The sequence below is a fragment of the Massilia norwichensis genome, from assembly GCF_024753245.1.
Taxonomy (GTDB): Bacteria; Pseudomonadota; Gammaproteobacteria; order Burkholderiales; family Burkholderiaceae_D; genus Telluria; species Telluria norwichensis.
Map to the genome: position 1 here is coordinate 139,572 of NZ_JANUGX010000006.1, position 19,755 is coordinate 159,326.

Here is a 19,755-nt window from a genome sequence, read left to right on the forward strand (position 1 = left end):
ATGAAGCGCACGCTGATGTCCGCCATGCTCGCGGCCCTGCCCCTGGGCGCTGCGACGCCGGCCCTGGCGCAGCAGGCCGCAGGCGTCACGCTCAGCCAGCCGGTTTACCGACTGGTCGACCTGGCGCCGGACGACGGCATCGCGCCCTCGCTGGGCTGGAGCGGCAATGCGGCGCTGGCCTACGCCAGCGTCTACGATCAGGAAGGGAATGAGATCGCGAATTCCGCCGTCGACGGTTTTGGCGCGGCCGGATTCGACAACGCCTATGCCGCCGCGCGGGCAAATACGGACGGCAACTCGGCCAGCGTGCTGCTGGCGCTGTACAGCGGCTATGGTTACGCCAGCGCCAACCGCAGCTTCAACTTCACGCTGTCTCCGCATACCCAGGTCATCTTCAATGTCGATGCCGGCTTGTGGGCGAGCCCCGAAGCGCCCGGACAATCCGGGCTGACGGCGCTGGCGGAACTCTATGGCTCGCTGCACGGGGTCGGCAACGGCGACTGGACGTTCGCCACGCGCGCCCAGCTCGATCAAGGCAGCCAGCAGGGCACGCTGTCGGTTTCGGCGATCTCCGGGGACGCCTGGATCGACGGTTATCTGGCCTTCAATGCCTATGCGGTCGCGGAATCGCATGCGCTGCCGGTGCCGGAGCCGGCGACGTCCCTGATGCTGCTGGCCGGGATCGGGTTGATCGGCCTTGTACGGCGGCGGTAGCGTGGGCACGGGGTGCCCACCCTACGCTTGGTGGCGCATTCTTTAATGTGCCTCCTCCCAGTTCATCCCAACCCCGGTTTCGGCCACCAGCGGCACCTTCAACGTGGCGACGCCCGCCATCAGTTCCGGCAGCTTCTGCTTGACCAATTCCAGTTCGGCTTCCGGCACGTCCAGCACCAGTTCGTCGTGCACCTGCATGATCATGCGGGTGCCGAGCTTTTCCTGCTCGATCCAGTCCTGCACCGCGATCATGGCCAGCTTGATCAGGTCTGCCGCCGTGCCCTGCATCGGCGCATTGATCGCCGCGCGTTCGGCGCCGGCGCGGCGTGGGCCGTTCGGTGAATTGATCTCCGGGAGCCACAGGCGGCGGCCGAACACGGTCTCGACGTAGCCGCGGGCCTTCGCCTGCAGGCGGGTCTCGTCCATGTACTGCTTGACCCCGGCGAAGCGCTGGAAGTAGCGCTCGATGTAGTTGCTGGCGGCGCTGCGTTCAATCCCTAAATTCTGCGCCAGGCCGAACGCGCTCATGCCGTAGATCAGGCCGAAGTTGATGACCTTCGCATAGCGGCGCTGCTCACTCTCGACCTCTTCCGGTGCGATGCCGAAGATCTCGGCGGCGGTGGCGCGGTGGATGTCCTCGCCCTGGGCGAACGCGCGCAGCATCGCTTCGTCGCCCGAGATGTGGGCCATGATGCGCAGCTCGATCTGCGAGTAGTCGGCCGAGACCAGCACGCTGCCCGGGTTGGGGATGAAGGCTTCGCGGATGCGGCGGCCTTCGGCATTCCGCACCGGGATGTTCTGCAGGTTCGGATCGTTCGAGGCCAGGCGGCCGGTGATCGCCACCGCCTGCGCATAGTTGGTGTGCACGCGGCCGGTGTTCGGGTTGACCATCTTCGGCAGCTTGTCGGTATAGGTCGACTTCAGCTTCGACAGGCCGCGGTGCTCGAGCAGGATCTTCGGCAGCGGGTAGTCCTCGGCCAGCTTCTGCAGCACTTCTTCGTCGGTGGACGGCGCGCCGGTGGCGGTCTTCTTGATCACCGGAAGCTGGAGCTTGCCGAAGAAGATCTCGCCGATCTGCTTGGGCGAACCGAGATTGAACGGGCCGCCGGCCAGTTCATAAGCCTGCTGCTCGAGTTCGGCGATGCGCACGGCCAGCTCGTTCGACTGCGCGGCCAGCTTGTCGGCGTCGATCAGCACGCCGTTGCGCTCGATCTTCTGCAGCACCACGGAGGTCGGCAGCTCGATCTTGCGGTAGATGAAGTTCAGGCCCTCGTCGCTTTCGACGTGGCCGATCATGGTCTGGTGCAGGCGCAGCGTGATGTCGGAATCCTCGGCCGCGTATTCGGTCGCGCGTCCGAGCTCGACCTGGTCGAAGCAGATCTGGCTGGCGCCCTTGCCGCACACGTCGACGAAGGGAATCGTGGTGTAGCCCAGGTGGCGCATGGCCATGGTGTCCATGTCGTGCGGCTTGTGCGACTCGAACACGTAGGACTGCAGCAGCGTATCGTGGACGATGCCGCGCAGTTTGATGCCGTGGTTCTCGAAGATGTGGCTGTCGTACTTCAGGTTCTGGCCCAGCTTCGGCTTGTCCGGATTTTCCAGCCAAGGCTGCATGCGCGCCAATACTTCTTCGCGGTTCAGCTGCTCGGGCACCCCGGCGTAGCGGTGCGCCAGCGGGATGTAGGCGCCCTTGCCTGCTTCGACCGACAGCGAAATGCCGACCATCTCGGCCGTCATCGGGTCGAGCGAGGTCGTTTCGGTGTCGACCGAGGTCAGCTCGGCCTTGTCGATCAGGGCCAGCCAGCGTTCCAGCTGTTCCTGCGTGGTGACGGTCTCGTATTCGCCCTTGATGATGGGCATATCGGGCTGGGTGGCGCCTACCGCACCTTCCGGCGAATTGAACAGCGGAGCCTGGGCCGGCTGGGTGCCGGGCGTGACGAAGCGGCCCGGGTTGCCGCTGTTCGGTCCCAGTTCGCGCAGCATGGTCTTGAAGCCGTAGCGCTGGAAGAAGTCGCGCAGCGCGTCCTTGTCTTCCGGACGGCCGACCAGCGATTCCTCGATCGACACCAGGTGGTTCGTCAGGTCGCAGTCGGTCTTCACGGTGATCAGTTCGCGGCCCTTCGGCAGCCATTCGAGGGCTGCCTTCAGGTTGGCGCCGACCGCGCCGCCGATAGTGTGGGCGTTCTCGATCACGCCGTCGAGCGAGCCGTGCAGGGTCAGCCATTTGACGGCCGTCTTCGGGCCGCATTTGCTCACGCCGGGGACGTTGTCGACGGTGTCGCCGATCAGGGTCAGGTAGTCGATGATGCGATTCGGCGGCACGCCGAACTTGGCGAGCACGCCGGCTTCGTCGAGCTTCTCGTTGCTCATCGTATTGATCAGCATGACCTTGTCGTTGACCAGCTGGGCCAGGTCCTTGTCGCCGGTCGAAACCACGGTGTTCATGCCGCGCGCGGTGGCCTGGGCTGCCAGGGTGCCGATCACGTCGTCGGCCTCGACGCCTTCGACCATCAGGATCGGCCAGCCCATGTGGCGCACCACTTCGTGGATCGGCTCGATCTGCTTGCCCAGGTCTTCCGGCATCGAGGCGCGGGTGGCCTTGTATTCGGGGTAGAGATCGTCGCGGAAGGTCTTGCCCTTGGCGTCGAACACGCAGGCGATGTAGGCGGCCGGGAAGTCGGCGCGCAGGCGGCGCAGCATGTTGACCATGCCGTGCATCGCACCGGTCGGGTGGCCGTCGGGGCTGCGCAGGTCGGGCAGCGCGTGGAAGGCGCGGTACAGGTAGCTGGAGCCGTCAACGAGAAGCAGGGTATTGTCCATGTAGGGTCGCAAAAAGCAAAAGTGGGGCCATGCCGGGCATGGCGAATCGTCGTCATTATCGCAGAATCGGGAGTGCTCCCTATATGAGGCCGCTTCGCACTTTTCACACGCTTTTTACTGGTGGGCAGCGCTGTTTGTTACAATGAACTAAACGACAAAGGTGACCACCATGCCCCGCATTACCTCCCGCCTGCCCCTCCTTGCTGTGCTCCTGGCCGCGCTGGCCGGATTTGCGTCGGCCCAGCAGTCGACCCCGCAATCGAACCAGAACCAGGCACCGCCCAAGCTCGAGCGCGTGGAACCGGGCAGTGACGTCCCTGCCACCAACATCCCCTCGCGCACCCGCACCCAGATCAAGGAAACGCGCGACGGCGGCCAGGTGACCGAGGTCGAAGTCAACAGCAGCGGCAGCCATTACTACATGAAGCCGAACACGCCGCCGGGCAATGCCGTACCGGGCAGCGCCACCGGCAACTCGATCCGCGCGCCGCAATGGAAGGTGGGCGAGTTCGACCTGTCGGGCAAGCGCAAGGCCGCCAGCGAAAACGGGACCAACGCCCCGGCCGCGGCGGACGTACCGCCGCCGCCGGCACTGCCGCCCGGCACCCCCGACAAAAAATAAGACCGAACAAGACCGGCCGCCCGCTATCGGCGCGGCCGTAACCGCGACCAAAACATTCCTGAACGATGGCAGTTTTCACCTCGGTCACACTGGACGACCTGAGCCAGTGGATCAAGCAGTTTCCTCTCGGTAAAGCGCTGGCGCTCAAAGGCATCGCCAGCGGCATCGAAAACAGCAACTTTTTCCTCACGACCGAGCGCGGCGAATTCGTCCTGACGATTTTCGAGAACCTCGGTTTCGAACAACTGCCCTTCTATGTCCAGCTGATGCGCCACCTGGCCGAGCGCGATGTGCCGGTGCCGGCGCCGGTGCCGACGCACGCGGGCGAACTGGTGGTGGCGCTGGCCGGCAAGCCGGCCATCATCGTCAGCAAGCTCGACGGCAGTTCGCAGATGGATCCCCAGCCCGTGCATTGCGCCGAAGTCGGCAGCATGCTGGCCAGGATGCACCTGGCGGGCCGGGATTTTCCGCTGCACCAGCCGAATCTGCGCGGTCTGGCCTGGTGGGTCGAGACCGTGCCCAAGGTCCTGCCCTTCCTCGATGCCGATAAGGCCGCGCTGCTGGCATCGGAACTCGCCTTCCAGCGCGACTTCGCCGCCGGCCCTGTCTACGCCCAGCTGGCGCAGGGTCCGGTGCACGCCGACCTGTTCCGCAACAACGTGATGTTCGTCGGCGAGCGCCTGAGCGGCTGCTTCGACTTTTATTTTGCCGGCTGGGACAGCTGGCTGTTCGACGTCGCCGTCACCGTCAACGACTGGTGCATCGACCTCGACAGCGGCCGTCTCGACCAGGACCGCGTGCTGGCGCTGACCCGCGCCTACCACGCGGCCCGTCCGTTCACCGCGGCCGAAGCCGAGGCCTGGCAGACGATGCTGCGCGCCGCGGCCTTGCGCTTCTGGCTGTCGCGCCTGTACGATTTCTACTGTCCGCGCGAAGCCGAAATGCTGACGCCGCACGACCCGACCCACTTCGAACGCGTGCTGCGCGAGCGCATCGCGGTTCCCGCGCCTGGTATCCAAGCATGAATAACCTGCCCGCCCGTACTGGCTGGGATTGGCTGAAGCAAGGCACCAGCCTGTTTCGCAAGCAGCCGGCCGCCCTCACCACCATCCTGTTTGCCAGCATCGTGTGCAGCATCGGCCTGTCGATCCTGCCCATCATCGGCACCGTGCTGAGCCCGCTCCTGATCCCCTCGTTCTCGATGGCCTTCATGCAGGCCTGCCTGATGATCGAAAACGGCGACCGCGTGACGCCCGGCGTACTGCTGACGGGCTTCAGGCGACCGGCGCTGGGCGCGCTGTGCAAGGTCGGCACGATCTACCTGGTCGTCGGCCTGGTCGAGATGCTGGTCGTGGTGATGATGCTGGGGCCGGAATTCTTCGAAAAGGTCGCCGAACGGCAGGCCAATCCGAACGATGCGGCGGCCCTGCTGTCGACGGAGATCGGGGTCTTCATGCTGATCGCGCTGATCAACCTGGTGATGCTGGTGACGCTGTACTTTGCGGCGCCGCTGACCTACTGGAAGCACATGAAGACCGGCAAGGCCGTGTTCTACAGCTTCTTCGCGGTGGTGCGCTCGGCACGCGTGTTCCTGGTCCTGCTGCTGGCCTGGTTTGCCGCCTTCTTCGTGATCGCCTCGCTGATGAGCATCGTGTTCGGACCAGGCACGCTCGGCCGCATCCTGCTGACCTGGCTGGTGTTCCTGTTCATGCTGCTGCTGCAGTGCTCGATGTACGCGGGTTATCGCACCATTTTCGGCAAGCCGAACGACAAGGAACCAGCGGCAGCGTAAGTGGGTGCGTGGGCACGGGGTGCCCACCCTACACGTTCCGCCATCCGTAGGGTGGGCACCCCGTGCCCACGCCAAGCTTACCTTGCCACCTTCTCCAGCTTGGCCACCGACAGGTCCAGCATCTTCATCCCCGCCCCGCCAAAGTTGATCAGCGCACGCGGGCTGCCGGCACCACCCTCGATGTTGACGATCACGCCCTCACCGAAGCGCGCGTGTGACACCTGCTCGCCGATGCGCCAGCCGATGCCCTTGTCGCTGGAAGACTTCTGCGCGATCTGCTTGGCGATCTGATTGTCGCTGCCGCCGTCGCGGAAGTTGGCGTCGTCCCAGGCGGTGGTCGACTTGCGGCCGGCAAACCAGTTGGTCTGCACACGCGGCGACAGCCACTTCAGCGACTCTTCCGGCAGCTCGTCGAAGAAGCGCGACTTCATGTTGAAGCGGGTCTGGCCATGCAGCATGCGCTGCTGCGTAAAGCTCATGTACAGGCGCTTGCGCGCACGTGTGATCGCCACGTACATCAGGCGCCGCTCTTCGTCCACGCCATCCAGTTCGCGCGAGCTGCTCTCGTGCGGGAACAGGCCTTCTTCGAGGCCGGTGATGAACACGGCGTCGAATTCCAGGCCCTTGGCCGAGTGCACCGTCATCAGCTGCATGGCGTCCTGCCCGGCCTGGGCCTGGGCGTCGCCGGCTTCCAGCGAGGCGTGGGCCAGGAAGGCCGACAGCGGCGACATCACGGTCGCCAGCGGCGCGTCGGCGTCCAGCACCTCGATGCCGTCGACATTGACGATGGCCTGGCCGCTGCTGGCCTGCGCCTGCGGGCCGAGGTGGGCCGGCGTGTGCGTGCCGAAGCCCTCTTCCTGCACGAAGTGGGTGGCGGCGCTGACCATCTGCTCCAAGTTCTCGATGCGCTCCGCGCCTTCCTTTTCCTTCTCGTAGTAGGCCAGCAGCGTACTGCGCTCGATGACTACTTTCACCATTTCCGGCAGCGGCAGCTGCTGGGTCTCGAAGCGTGCGCTTTCGATCAGCTTGACGAAATTGGCCAGCGCGCTGCCGGCCTTGCCGGTCATGTGCGGCACCGCCGCGTACAGCGACACGCCATAGCTGTCGGCCGCCATCTGCAGCTGCTCGATCGAGCGCGCGCCGATGCCGCGGGTCGGGAAGTTCACCACGCGCAGGAAGGCCGAGTCGTTGTGCGGGTTGTCCATCAGCTGCAGGTAGGCGATCGCGTGCTTGACCTCGGCGCGCTGGAAGTAGCGCAGGCCGCCGTACACGGTGTACGGAATGCCGGCCGCGAACAGCGCGTGCTCGATCACGCGGCTCTGCGCGTTCGAGCGGTACAGGATCGCGATTTCGCTGCGCGGCATGCCCTCGCCCATCAGGCTCTTGGCTTCTTCGATGATCCACTGCGCCTCTTCCAGGTCGGACGAGGCTTCGTAGATGCGGACCGGTTCGCCCTGGCCGGCATCGGTGCGCAGGTTCTTGCCCAGGCGCTGCTTGTTGTTGGCGATCAGGAAGTTGGCGGTATCGAGGATGTGGCCGTGCGAGCGGTAGTTCTGCTCCAGCTTGATCAGGTTCTTCACCTCGAAATCGCGCTCGAAAGCCTGCATGTTGCCGACATTGGCGCCGCGGAAGGCGTAGATGCTCTGGTCGTCGTCGCCCACCGCGAAGATCGCGCCGCCGGCCGGCTCGTTGTGCCCGGCCAGCAGCTTCAGCAGGTTGTACTGCAGGTCGTTCGTATCCTGGAACTCGTCGACCAGGATGTGGCGGAAACGCATCTGGTAATGCTGGCGCAGCGGGTGATTGCGCTGCAGCAGCTCGTAGGCGCGCAGCAGCAGCTCGGCGAAGTCGACCACGCCCTCGCGCTGGCACTGCTGGTCGTAGGCGTCGTAGAGCTCGACCATGCGTCGCTGCACGTGGTCGTAGGCCTCGCAATCGGCGGCGCGGCGGCCGTTGTCCTTGGCGTTGTTGATGAAGTACATCAGGTCTTTGGCCGGGTACTTCTCGTCATCGACATTCAGCGCCTTCAGCATGCGCTTGATCATCGACAGCTGGTCCTGCGAATCCAGGATCTGGAAGGTCTGCGGCAGCGCGGCGTCGCGGTGGTGGGTCCGCAACAGGCGGTTGCACAGGCCGTGGAAGGTACCGATCCACATGCCGCGCGTGTTGATCGGCAACATCGACGACAGACGCGTCAGCATTTCCTTCGCCGCCTTGTTCGTAAACGTCACCGCCATGATGCCGGCCGGCGAGACCTGGCTGGTCTGGATCAACCAGGCGATCCGGGTGGTCAGCACGCGGGTCTTGCCCGAGCCGGCGCCGGCCAGGATCAGGGCGCTCTGGGCAGGCAAGGTGACGGCGGCGAGCTGTTCGGGATTCAGATTGTCGAGGAGATTCATGCGGGCATTATAAACGGCGCGATGCACCGAAGGCGGCTTTCGACCGCAAATTTACTGGTTATATATACAGTATCACAACAGTTGCCCCACGGCTCGCGAGCGCCATGCAAACCGTACTTATCGTAAGTTGAACGCAGATGTGTTCTCAAGGCGGCCGATCGCCCTGTGGCATTGCCGCGGGTACGGGCCGGATTTTTCTATGTCGCAATGGAGTTCTACTTGTAATAAGGAGGCAACAATGCTGAATCGCGTCGTTACTGTGGCCGCACTTGCGGTCGGCGGCATGATGCTGTCGAAAAAAATGAAGAACCGTGCGTCGGGCATGGATTCGTCGATCGTCGAAACCATCGAGATCAACGTGCCGGTCCGCACCGCTTACAACCAGTGGACCCAGTTCGAAGACTTCCCGCAGTTCATGGCCAGCGTCAAAGAAATCCGCCAGCTGGACGACAAGCACCTGCACTGGAAAGCCAATGTCGCCGGTGAAGACAAAGAGTGGGACGTCGAGATCACCGAGCAGATCCCCGACAAGCGCATCGCCTGGCAAAGCACGACCGGCGTGCCGAACGGCGGCGTCGCGACCTTCCACAAGATCTCCGACAACGTCTGCCGCGTGACCGTCCAGATGGATTACCAGCCGGAAGGCGCGCTGGAACAGCTGGGCGACGCCTTCGGCGCCGTGCGCATGGAACTGCGCGGCAACCTGCAGAAGTTCAAGGAAATGCTGGAATCGCGCGGCAAGGAAAGCGGCGGCTGGCGCGGTAGTATTGCCCAGCACTGATTTCACTCGGTGTGCGTGAAGAGCCCAGAAGTTGGCATCCAACTTCTGGGTTCAGCTTAAAGAAACTACTTTTTCAACAGCTTCCACCTGAATGTGGCTCGCCCGTTTTCAAGTTGAAGCCAAGGAAGCACATATACCCATCGCTGGGCATATACGAACACCAGACTTCGCCTTTACTTCTCATCCTTTCGCCTTCTTCCAGACTACAGCTTACCCCTTTCACATCCGGTCCAATCGACTCGAATATTTCTTTTGCAGCTTGCCCCCTGATTGCAATTGCAAGCTTCCTATCCAGATTCGTAGGCGGTCCACGATCCCCTGACTCTCCAGAATAGATAAGATAAGTTGCATCTTTCAGTGGCTTGCTCCGTCCCGTCCACTTGCTATTTTCTTCTGCACCCACTGCCGATGCCAGAAGTAGGATAACCCAAAAAAGGCGTTTCATTCAACCTCCGGGCTTGATAGCAACGTAAAAATGGTCATCATGCCTATCCCAGTGACGTACGCCGGGAATACGAGCATCGTTGAACAAGACTTGTTTGACAAACGGATGGGTGAAGAAGATTTCGATGAGTTTAGCGGTGGCTTCGCCATCGTATTCGATCTGCTTCCACGTGACGGGCAGATGAAGACCATCTTTCCGGAGAGGTCTGACGTCTACCTGAAGACCATTGATATGCGAACGGTGGTCCATATTGGAGATAAGGACATTTTCTAACTCTACTTCGTAGTATTTGATCGGTTTGCCATCCCCGTCTGCGCGCATAAATTCCAGCTTTGCTTTAGGAATTGTTTTCCCCATCGAACAATACTGCATAAGAAGAGGCGACGCGAGATCGACCAGTTTTGTCAGGGCGATGGTTTTGTGCTCACATCGTTCTGCGGTATGTCCACCGGCAGTCGAGGCTGTGGCGCTTTTTGGCTGTTTCACACCCATCGAAGCCGAACTGACTTCTATCCAACCTGGATGCCCCGAGTCCTGAGATTCGCCTTTGATACCGTCAATTTGAAGATAAACGTCGATAGCCATGGCAGTACTCCGCTTGTGAAAAATGCTGAAGTCTTGCACGCTTATTGCACGAGCCAATTAATAATCGTCAACAAACAACTTCACAACAAATAGCGGGCAAAGCAGAAGATTTCGGTGTACGCCTGGTGTCGTATTTATTAAAAATTTCCGCGCCTAAACGGATCGGACCCTCTGCCTTGCCAGGAGTAGCATGGCATTCCTTTTCAGGAGGAACCATCATGGATAATGCCGACGATCCGATCGCGGCCCTGGTGCGCGACCACGACATGGTGCGCAAGCTGGCCGACAAATATCTCAACAGCAGCGACATGGAAGTCAAGAAACAGGCGGCGACCCAGCTGCTGCAAGCCATTCACACCCACTCGCGGCTGGAAGAATCGATCTTCTATCCGAACGTGCGCTGCCTGGACGACAACCTGGTACGCCATTTCGAGCAGGACCATTTGAAAGTCGACGATCTGCTGGCCACGCTGCAGGGCATGGAAGCGGACGAACCGCGCGCCGAGCAGATGATGCGCGACATGCTCAACGCGGTGCTGAGCCATATCGAGGAGGAGGAACAACAGCTGTTCCCGCGGCTGCGGCAATCGAACGTCGATATGTCCGACATCGGGCTGCAGATGCAGTCGTTCGAGGCGAACCTGGTGCATATGCAGGCGCAGGCGAGCGACCAGGGTTCGCGGCGGAGATAGCTGCGCTAGAGCTACCGTCGTTCCCGCGCAGGCGGGAACCCAAGTTCTGCAAGCGTCACGTTAGCGCACGCAAACTTGGATTCCCGCCTGCGCGGGAAGTCACGCTGGGCAATGCTCAGCGTGACAAACTAACTTACCAGACGCGGCAGCGCTTTTCCTTCACCATCGGCTGCCCCGGCTTGCACTGGAAAGCCTGCTGGAACTGCGGCATGTTCACCACCAGGCCGTTCACGCGGAAGCGGCCCGGCGAGTGCGGGTCGGTCAGGGCTTTCACGCGCAGGTTTTCCGGGCGGTCGTTTTCGCAGGCCCATTGCGCATTACCGACGAAGAAGCGCTGTTCCGGCGTCAGGCCATCGCGCAACTGCTGCGGCTGCGCCTGCTGCGGCATGCTGGCCATCTCTTCCTTCCACGCCATCCAGCCCAGGATCAGGCCGCCCAGGTCGGCGATGTCCTCACCCAGGGTCAGCTTGCTGTTGATCTTGATGTCGTCCACCACCGTGTACTGCGCGTACTGGTCGACGATGCACTGGGCGCGCTCTTCGTATTCCTTCGCGTCCTTCTTGGTCCACCAATCCTTGAGGTTACCCTTGGCGTCGAACTGGCGGCCTTCGTCGTCGAAGGCGTGGGTCAGTTCGTGGCCGATGGTGCCGCCGGTGTTGCCGTAGTTCGGCGCGTCGTCCATCTTCGGATCGAACAGCGGCGGCTGCAGCACGCCGGCCGGGAAGTTGATGTCGTTCATCTGCGGATTGAAATAGGCGTTCACCGTCGGCGGCGTCATGCCCCATTCGCCGCGGTCGAGCGGCTTGCCGATCTTGGCCAGGTCGCGGCGCGTCTCGAACACATTGCCGCGCTGGACGTTGCCGGCAAAGTCGCCCGGCTTCACCTCATATGCGCTGTAGTCGCGCCACTTGTCCGGATAGCCGATCTTGTTGACGATCGCGGCGAGCTTTTCCTGGGCGCGCTTCTTGGTTTCAAGGCTCATCCAGTCGAGCGATTCGATGTCCTTCTTCATCGCCTCTTCGACCTGGCGGGTCATGTGCAGCGACTTTTCCTTCAGCGCCGGCGAGAACGCGCGGCTGACGAATTCCTGGCCCAGCGCTTCGCCCAGCTGGCGGTCGACCAGTCCTACGCAGCGCTTCCAGCGCGGCTGCTGTTGCTGCACGCCGCGCAAGGTCTTGCTGAAGAAGTCGAAGTGCTCCTGGTCGAAACTGGATGCCAGCGCCGGCGACATGTTGCGCGCCACGTGCCAACGCAAATAGGTACGGGTCGATTCGATGTCGGAAGTCTTCCACATCCTGGCCAGCGCCTTGAAGAAGGCCGGCTCGGTGACGTTGAAGGTGGTCTGCCTGGCCTGGCCGATTTCGTTCAGGTAGGCATTCCAGTTGAAGCCTGGGGTCAGCGCCTGCAGACCTTTCGCATCGACCTTGTGGAACAGCTTGTACGGATCGCGCTTGTCGACGCGCGACAGCGAGGCCGTGGCGAGCTCGGTTTCCATTGCCATCACGCGCTCGGCCTGGCGCTGCGCCTGTTCGGGGCTGTCGCCGAGCAGCTTGAAGGTGTTGGCGATGTGGGCGACGTATTTCGCGCGCACGTCCTTCGATTTGGCGTCCGTCTTCAGGTAGGAATCGCGGTCCGGCAGGCCCAGGCCGCCGGCGGTGGCGAAGGCGATCACGCGGGTCGAATCGCCGAAGTCCTGGCTCGAGCCGAAGCCGAAGAACAGGCCCTGGTCGGCCAGCGCCAGGTGCAGTTGCGCCAGCACGCGCGGCAAATCCTTGTTGCTGCGCAGGGTCGCGATCTGGTCGAAGAACGGCTTCAGGGGCGCCGCGCCGCGCGTCTCGATGGTGCGCTCGTCCATGCAGGCGCCGAAGTAGTCGCCGATCTTCTGCTGGTTGGCGTTGCGGCCGTCCTGGCGTTTGGACAGGTCTTCGAGGATGCCCCACAGGAAGCGCTGGTTGTCCTGGGCCAGCTTGCCGTACACCGACCAGCGCGCCTGGTCGGCGGGGATCGGGTTGTTCTTCATCCAGCCGCCGCAGGCGTACTGGTAGAAGTCGACGCAGGGGTCGGCGCTGCGGTCCATTGAGCTCGGGTCCAGGCCCGGTGTGTAGGGGAATTCCGTTGCGGGGCGCTCGGCCTTGGTGGTCGGTGCCGCCGATGCGGCCGGCGCGGCGGCCGGCGCAGTCTGGGCATGCGCCAGCGCAGCGGCGCCGGCAAGGGACAAGAGGACAGCTAAGCGGGCTGGGCGCATAAGTCGAGCTTTATAAAAAGATTAACCCGCTTATGCTGCCACACGGGCGCCCGCCCGGCAATCCTTACGCCCGCTCAGCCACGCCGATCAGCCCTGCCCCGGCGCCTGCTGCGCCAGGCCGCGCGCCATCGCATCGCGGATCAGCTCGCGCATGGTCCTGTCGGCGGCCTTGCTTTCCTGGTCCATCTGCTTGCCGAGCACGTCCATCTTCTTGCCGAGTGCATCCATCGGCTGGCCGGCCTCCTTCATGCGCCGGCCGACGTCCCGCATGTCGGCATGGGCCTGGCGACGCTGCATGTCGCTTTCGGTGGCAGCGCGGATCTGCTCGCCCAGCGCATTCATCTGCTTTTCCAGGCTTGCCATCTCGGCTTCGAGACGCCCGCGCTCGCTGTCCGAAGCGCTGCCGAGCTTTTCGCCCACACGGCCCATCTTGCGCCCTACCTCGTCCATGTTGCGCTGCACTTCGCGTAACCGGCGCTGGTCCGGTTGCATGCCGGCGGCCGCCTGCTCCATTTCCTTGCCGAGCGCATCCATTACCTTGCCATGCCGTTCCATCTCCTTGCCGTAGACGTTCATCTGTTCGCCCAGCCGGTTGACCGGTGCCCAGGCTGTGCGTGCCTTCGCCAGGGTGTCCGGATCCTGCACGATCCAGGACTTGCCGCCGTCGCGGAACCACAGGAACTCGCCCTTGACGTTGCGCCTGAGCTGTTTGATGGCGTCCCAGTCGGCGCTGCTGCCGGTCATGGCCGCCCCTTTCTCGCCATCGCCGACCAGGGCATAGCCGTCTTCACGGCCAGGCCGCAGCGTGATGTGATGAAACCCAGGCTTCGGCTGAGCCGAAGGCACCGACGTGTCCGGCGTCGTGCCGGCATGGGCGTGGATCGCAGCCGTCAGGGCCAGGCAGAGTGCCGGCAGCGGGAGCTTCCAGCCTGCCGATGAACTGAAGGGTTCCGTTTGCGGGCGAACCAGGCGTTTGATGCGAGACATGAGCTTTCCTCCTCCATGTGCCCCAAGGCCAAGTTGCTGGGATGAGAGCTGGAACAGGTCCAGCTCGGATAATGCAAGCGCGAGACGCCGCGGTTCGCCCAATGCGCTTGCAGCCAAATCGTCGGCGATCAGTTCCCGCTCGACCCGGATGCGGTGCGACAGCCACCACACCGCCGGGTGATAGAACAGCAGGATCTCGATCGCGCTCTGTACCAGATTCACCAAATAATCGTGACGCCGCACATGGGCCAATTCGTGCGCCAGCAGCGCTTCGAGCAGCTGGGGCGCCATCCCGGTTGTCAGCGAAGCCGGCACCAGCACCAGCGGACGCCAGCAGCCGGCCGTGACCGGGCTGGCAAGATCGTTCACCAGTCCCAGCACGACTTTGCGGCCCAGCCCCATGCGCTCGCCCAGGCGGTCCAGCACGGCCTGCCAGGCCGGGTCCAGGCGGTAGGCCCCCGAACGGCTGCGGCGCCTTACCCAGGCCAGGCCCAGCAACAGCCGCAGGGCCATCAGGGCGGCACCTGCCGACCAGCACAGGATCACCAGCGGCAGGCGCGGCGCCAGCAGTTCGCGCCAGCCGGCCAGGTGCCACAGCGCCGGCACCGCCGCGCCATCGCCGAGCGCTTGCGCGGCCGTGGCAGGCAATCCCTGCAGCAGGGCCGACCTCAGCACGCCCCCGGTTTCGAAACCGCCCTGCCCCATCACGCGCACCAGCAGGCCGGCCACCGGCAGCGCCGCGCACGACAGCAGTGCGATGCAGGCGACCAGGTAGCGCCACTGCGGCCGCGCCCTGCCCATCGATCCCAGCAGCACGGCGGCGATACAGCCGGCCAGCATGCCCTGCCAGACGAAGTCCAGCAGTGCCCAGGCCAGGCCCGACATCCAGGCTGCGGTATTCATGCGATCTCCTTTCGATGAACAGGTTAAGCCGACTAGAAAATTTTGTCTAGAACTTTTTTTCTATATTTGGGCGAGCAAACGATGAAGGCAGGATAGGGATGAACGGGGATGGGGGCCAGCTTTGTGCGACAGGCGGCAGGTTTGGTGGCCTGGACGGAAAAAAGCCGGCATTGCGCCGGCTATTCGGGCCCCCGACAAGGCGGCCGGCCAGGTCGGGGGCGACGTTTCATCGTGGCTGGTATCAGTACACGACCACGGAGCGGATCGACTCGCCCCGCTTCATCAGCTCGAAACCTTCGTTGATCTGGTCCAGGCGCAGGTGATGCGTGATCAGATCGTCGATGTTGATCTTGTTTTCCATGTACCAGTCGACGATGCGCGGCACGTCGGTACGGCCGCGGGCACCGCCGAAGGCCGAGCCTTTCCATTCGCGGCCGGTAACCAGCTGGAACGGACGGGTCGAGATTTCCGCACCCGCTTCGGCCACGCCGATGATGATCGACTGGCCCCAGCCCTTGTGGCAGCATTCCAGCGCCTGGCGCATCGTGGTCGTGTTGCCGATGCACTCGAAGGAGTAGTCGGCACCGCCGTCGGTCAGCTGGACGATGGCGTCGACCACGTTCTCGACATTCTTCGGATTGACGAAGTGGGTCATGCCGAACTTGCGCGCCATCTCTTCGCGGCCCGGGTTGATGTCCACGCCGATGATCTTGTCGGCGCCGACCATCTTCGCTGCCTGGATCACGTTCAGGCCGATGCCGCCCAGGCCGAACACGACCACGTTGGCGCCCGCCTCCACCTTGGCCGTGAAGATCACGGCGCCGATGCCGGTGGTGACGCCGCAGCCGATGTAGCAGACCTTGTCGAAAGGCGCATCCGAGCGGATCTTGGCCAGCGCGATCTCCGGTACCACGATGTAGTTCGAGAAGGTCGAGGTGCCCATGTAGTGGAAGATGGGCTTGCCGTCCAGCGAGAAGCGGCTGGTCGCATCCGGCATCAGGCCGCGGCCCTGCGTCGAGCGGATGGCCTGGCAAAGATTGGTCTTCTGCGACAGGCAGAATTTGCACTGGCGGCATTCCGGGGTGTACAGCGGGATGACGTGGTCATCTTTTTTCAGGCTCGTCACGCCGGGGCCGACGTCCACCACCACGCCCGCGCCTTCATGGCCGAGAATGGCGGGGAACAGGCCCTCGGGGTCGGCGCCCGACAGCGTGTACCAGTCCGTGTGGCAGATGCCGGTGGCCTTGACCTCGACCAGCACCTCGCCCGCTTTCGGGCCTTCGAGCTCGACTTCCTCGATGGTCAGCGGCTTACCCGCCTGCCATGCAATCGCTGCCTTGGTTTTCATGTGAATCTTCCTCTGCTTGATAAACGGTTTGCCATGATACCAAGCAGAAGCGGAACGCGTATCACTTGGCCCGCAGGCGCGCGGCGAAGGCCCCGTGCAGGCTGCCCAGCAGCTCCTCGGCCGCGACGATCTGCTCGGCCACCTCGTTGATCTTGCGGCGGTTCGAGCGCGCGTGGTCGCGCAGCACCTCGAAGGCGGTGTTGCGGTCGGTCTGGTAGCGCGCCATCAGCACGCCGACGGCCAGGCTGGTCTCGCGCCCGGCGGCCAGGGCCGCGTTCAGGTTGACTTCGGTGCGGCGCAGCTGGCGGATCTCGTCGGCGCGCGCCAGGGCGGCTTCGAAGGCCGGCAGCAGGCGGCTCGCATCGACCGGCTTGACCACGAAGCCGACCGCGCCATGGCTGGCGGCCTGGCGCGCGGTCTCGGCATCGTCCACCGACGACAGGAACATGAAGGGCACCGCGGTGTGCTCCCTCAGGCGCTGCGCCAGTTCGAGACCGGACATGCCGGGCATCGTGATGTCGAGCAGGGCCAGGGCGATGTCCGCTTCGCGCTCCTGCACGCGCTGCACCGCTTCGGGCGCGGAGCCGGCTTTGACGGTGTCGTAGCCGGCATGCTGCAGCACGGTGGCGATGAAATCGAGCAGGAGGGGGTCGTCGTCGACCAGCAGGATCAGACGGCGGGAAGAAGCGGGCGCGCTCATTGTTACCTGTTCTTACAAGAGGGGGGAATACCGCTTGTCGAAATTAATGAAAACTTCACATTTCCAACTTTGGCGGGCCAAAAATATAGCATGCACATTTGTGACAAACGTGGATTTTCGTCAATTGAATCATACGCACAAACGATCGCGCAACAACTCCCGCGCACGATTGAAAATCAATTGCGTATGTATAAGTTACCTCCATAAACTGGCTCGGCTGTTTACGCAGAGGGCTGGGCCCGGCCCGCTGCGGCAACAGCGATGTATCGGTCGTTACAGCAGCAACACCAATAAGCATGCGGACCACGATGTCCGCGTCGATAACAAGTAACTTACGGAGAAAACACCGATGAATCAGAAACACAATCGCGCAGCAAAGTTCGTCCCCGCCCTCGGCTTGTGCGCCGCGGCACTGGCAGTCGCCTTCGCGGGCAACGCCTCGGCCGCCGCGCCGGACACCACCCGCGTGATCGTCGCCTTCAAACCGGGCGCGAAAGCGGCCATGAAGTCGGTGGTCGCCGCGGCCAAAGGCTCGGTCAAGCATGAAATCTTCGGCATGAACGCCATGGCCATCGAAGTGCCGGCCGTCGCCCTGAAAGGCCTGGAAAACAACCCGAACGTCGAGTACATCGAAGAGGACGTGCTCCGCAAACCGCTGGCGCTGACCTCGCCCTCGACCGGCACCCCCTACACCGCCGGCCAGCTGGTCCCCTACGGCATCAAGCTGGTGCAGGCCGACCAGCTGCCCGACACCAACGCCGGCAACCGCAAGGTCTGCATCATCGACTCGGGCGTCGACTTCCAGCATGAAGACCTGTCCGCCAACGGCGCCAACGTCACCGGCGAATACGACGCCGGCACCGGCAACTGGAACACCGACGAGAACCACCACGGCACCCACGTGTTCGGCACCATCGCCGGCGTCAACAACGGCACCGGCGTGGTCGGCGTGAACCCGAACAAGAACCTCAAACTGCACATCGTGAAGGTGTTCGGCAAGGATGGCTGGGCGTATTCCTCGACCCTGTCCTCGGCCGCCAACAAGTGCGCCGCGGCCGGCGCCAACGTGATCAGCATGTCGCTGGGCGGCGGCGCCAAGAGCATGACCGAGCAGAAGACCTTCGACAGCCTGCAGACCAAGGGCATCCTCAGCATCGCTGCCGCCGGCAACGACGCCAACACCACCATCTCCTACCCGGCCGGCTATTCGAGCGTGATGTCGGTGGCGGCCGTGGACGAGAACAAGGCCTGGGCCAGCTTCTCGCAGTACAACAGCGACGTCGAAATCGCCGGCCCGGGCGTCTCGGTGCTGTCGACCGTGCCGATGGGCACCGGCCAGGATCCGGTCCTGAGCGTCGGCGCAAGCACCTACGCGCCCACCGCCATGGAAGGTTCGCCGGTCAAGACCGCGACCGCCCCGCTGGCCGACTTCGGCATCGGCGACAGCGTCAACACCGCCGTCTCCGGCAAGGTCTGCCTGATCCAGCGCGGCACCGTCGACTTCGCGACCAAGGTCCTCAACTGCCAGAACAGCGGCGGCGTCGGCGCGGTCGTGTACAACAACGTGGCCGGCCCGGTGGCGGGCACGCTGGGCACGACGGTGACCAGCATCCCGTCGGTCGGCGCCTCCGACACCGAGGGCGCGGCGATGAAAGGCCAGCTGGGCCAGAGCGCCACCGTCGGCATCAAGGCGTCGAACTACGCCTACTTCGACGGCACTTCGATGGCAACCCCGCACGTGTCGGCCGTCGCGGCGCTGGTGTGGAGCTACTTCCCGACCTGCACCGGCTCGCAGATCCGCACCTCGCTGGACAACAGCGCGCTGGACCTGGGCACCGCCGGCCGCGACACCAAGTACGGCTACGGCCTGGTCCAGGCCAAGGCTGCCTACGACCGCATCAAGTCGCTGGGCTGCGGCAAATAAACAGGCGTTCGCGCCTTTCGTAGGGTGGGCACCACGTGCCCACGCGTGACGTTTGTGGCATCTTTACGTTACGCGTGGGCACGGTGTGCCCACCCTGCTTTTTTTTTCGACGAACGGACAACATGGACACCGAGATCATCGACTCCTGGAACAAGAACGCCGCGCCGTGGGTGACGGCCGTGCGCGACGGCGAGATCGAAAGCCGCCTGCTCGTCACCAACCGCGCCATCGTCGAGGCCGTACGCAGCCGCGCGCCGGCAAGCGGCATCGACATCGGCTGCGGCGAGGGCTGGCTGGTCCGTGCGCTCGACGGCATCGCCATGACCGGCGTCGACGTCGTGCCCGGGCTGGTCGATGCCGCGCGCGCGGCCGGCGGCGGCGAGTTTCTCACCATGTCCTACGAGGCGATCGCGCAGGGCGGCCTGCAGCTGGCGCTCGACGTCGCCGTCTGCAATTTTTCGCTGCTGGGCGACGAATCCGTCGCGGGCATTTTCCGTGCCGCCCCGACTTTCCTGCGGCCGGGCGGCGCGCTGATCGTGCAGACCATGCACCCGGTCGTGGCCTGCGGCGACGCCCCCTACCGCGACGGCTGGCGGACCGGCAGCTGGGCCGGCTTCAATGCCGGCTTCACCGATCCGCCGCCATGGTACTTCCGCACGCTGGGCAGCTGGGTCCGCCTGTATGCCGAGCACGGCCTGCAGCTGCAGGAATTGCGCGAACCCGTGCATCCGAAGACCGGAAAGCCGGCATCGCTGATCCTGATCGGCCAGTTGCCCTTGCGTCATCTATAATGGACCCTTT

The 19,755-nt window shown here is 63.7% G+C and carries 16 protein-coding genes; 8 read left to right on the plus strand and 8 right to left on the minus strand.

Annotation, left to right across the window (positions count from 1 at the left end):
• Positions 1–15 precede the first annotated feature (15 nt).
• A complete protein-coding gene (locus NX782_RS07480) occupies positions 16–714 on the plus strand; it encodes a PEP-CTERM sorting domain-containing protein (RefSeq protein WP_258844808.1) in 699 nt (232 codons plus the stop codon).
• 42 nt (positions 715–756) lie between these two features.
• Here NX782_RS07480 and polA read toward each other — a convergent pair whose 3' ends face one another.
• The gene (gene polA / locus NX782_RS07485; protein WP_258844809.1) at positions 757–3,534 is read right to left on the minus strand and encodes a DNA polymerase I; all 2,778 of its coding nucleotides are present in this window, start codon (positions 3,532–3,534) and stop codon (positions 757–759) included.
• A 169-nt stretch (positions 3,535–3,703) separates the two neighbouring features.
• On the opposite strand from polA, the gene NX782_RS07490 reads away from it, so the two are divergent.
• The 3 genes from NX782_RS07490 (at position 3,704) to NX782_RS07500 (ending at position 5,948) form a co-directional block, all read left to right on the plus strand.
• Positions 3,704–4,156 carry a hypothetical protein gene (locus NX782_RS07490; RefSeq protein WP_258844811.1) on the plus strand — a complete coding sequence of 151 codons (453 nt, stop codon included), beginning with the start codon at positions 3,704–3,706 and terminating at the stop codon, positions 4,154–4,156.
• 65 nt (positions 4,157–4,221) lie between these two features.
• A complete protein-coding gene (locus NX782_RS07495) occupies positions 4,222–5,181 on the plus strand; it encodes a homoserine kinase (RefSeq protein ID WP_258844812.1) in 960 nt (319 codons plus the stop codon).
• Positions 5,178–5,948, plus strand: a complete 771-nt coding sequence (locus tag NX782_RS07500; RefSeq protein ID WP_258844813.1) for a BPSS1780 family membrane protein — start codon at positions 5,178–5,180, stop codon at positions 5,946–5,948. Before NX782_RS07495 ends, NX782_RS07500 begins: the two co-directional genes overlap by 4 nt.
• 77 nt (positions 5,949–6,025) lie before the next feature.
• Here NX782_RS07500 and NX782_RS07505 read toward each other — a convergent pair whose 3' ends face one another.
• Positions 6,026–8,344, minus strand: coding sequence for a UvrD-helicase domain-containing protein (locus NX782_RS07505; RefSeq protein ID WP_258844815.1), 2,319 nt, complete (start codon positions 8,342–8,344; stop codon positions 6,026–6,028).
• A gap of 238 nt (positions 8,345–8,582) precedes the next feature.
• Here NX782_RS07505 and NX782_RS07510 point away from each other — a divergent pair, with 238 nt between their 5' ends.
• Entirely contained in the window at positions 8,583–9,125 is a 543-nt protein-coding gene (locus NX782_RS07510; RefSeq protein ID WP_258844817.1) for an SRPBCC family protein, read from the plus strand.
• 73 nt (positions 9,126–9,198) lie between these two features.
• Here the strand turns inward: NX782_RS07510 and NX782_RS07515 are convergent, their stop codons facing one another.
• Positions 9,199–9,570, minus strand: coding sequence for a hypothetical protein (locus NX782_RS07515; protein WP_258844818.1), 372 nt, complete (start codon positions 9,568–9,570; stop codon positions 9,199–9,201).
• On the minus strand, positions 9,571–10,155 hold the full coding sequence (locus NX782_RS07520) for a type VI secretion system tube protein TssD (protein WP_258844819.1): 585 nt from the start codon (positions 10,153–10,155) through the stop codon (positions 9,571–9,573). It lies immediately after the preceding gene.
• A gap of 218 nt (positions 10,156–10,373) precedes the next feature.
• On the opposite strand from NX782_RS07520, the gene NX782_RS07525 reads away from it, so the two are divergent.
• Positions 10,374–10,847 carry a hemerythrin domain-containing protein gene (locus NX782_RS07525; protein WP_258844820.1) on the plus strand — a complete coding sequence of 158 codons (474 nt, stop codon included), beginning with the start codon at positions 10,374–10,376 and terminating at the stop codon, positions 10,845–10,847.
• A 133-nt stretch (positions 10,848–10,980) separates the two neighbouring features.
• On the opposite strand, the gene NX782_RS07530 is transcribed toward NX782_RS07525, so the two are convergent.
• The 4 genes from NX782_RS07530 to NX782_RS07545 form a co-directional block, all read right to left on the minus strand.
• Positions 10,981–13,065: a M13 family metallopeptidase gene (locus NX782_RS07530; protein ID WP_258844821.1), complete on the minus strand. Its 2,085-nt coding sequence runs from the start codon at positions 13,063–13,065 to the stop codon at positions 10,981–10,983.
• A 114-nt stretch (positions 13,066–13,179) separates the two neighbouring features.
• Positions 13,180–14,982: a M56 family metallopeptidase gene (locus NX782_RS07535; protein ID WP_258844823.1), complete on the minus strand. Its 1,803-nt coding sequence runs from the start codon at positions 14,980–14,982 to the stop codon at positions 13,180–13,182.
• A gap of 241 nt (positions 14,983–15,223) precedes the next feature.
• Positions 15,224–16,330, minus strand: coding sequence for an S-(hydroxymethyl)glutathione dehydrogenase/class III alcohol dehydrogenase (locus tag NX782_RS07540; protein ID WP_258844825.1), 1,107 nt, complete (start codon positions 16,328–16,330; stop codon positions 15,224–15,226).
• Between the two features lie 61 nt (positions 16,331–16,391).
• Positions 16,392–17,030, minus strand: a complete 639-nt coding sequence (locus NX782_RS07545; RefSeq protein ID WP_258844826.1) for an ANTAR domain-containing response regulator — start codon at positions 17,028–17,030, stop codon at positions 16,392–16,394.
• 349 nt (positions 17,031–17,379) lie between these two features.
• Here NX782_RS07545 and NX782_RS07550 point away from each other — a divergent pair, with 349 nt between their 5' ends.
• Positions 17,380–18,954, plus strand: coding sequence for a S8 family serine peptidase (locus NX782_RS07550; protein ID WP_258844827.1), 1,575 nt, complete (start codon positions 17,380–17,382; stop codon positions 18,952–18,954).
• A gap of 122 nt (positions 18,955–19,076) precedes the next feature.
• The gene (locus tag NX782_RS07555) at positions 19,077–19,745 is read left to right on the plus strand and encodes a class I SAM-dependent methyltransferase (protein WP_258844828.1); all 669 of its coding nucleotides are present in this window, start codon (positions 19,077–19,079) and stop codon (positions 19,743–19,745) included.
• The last annotated feature ends 10 nt before the right edge of the window (positions 19,746–19,755 follow it).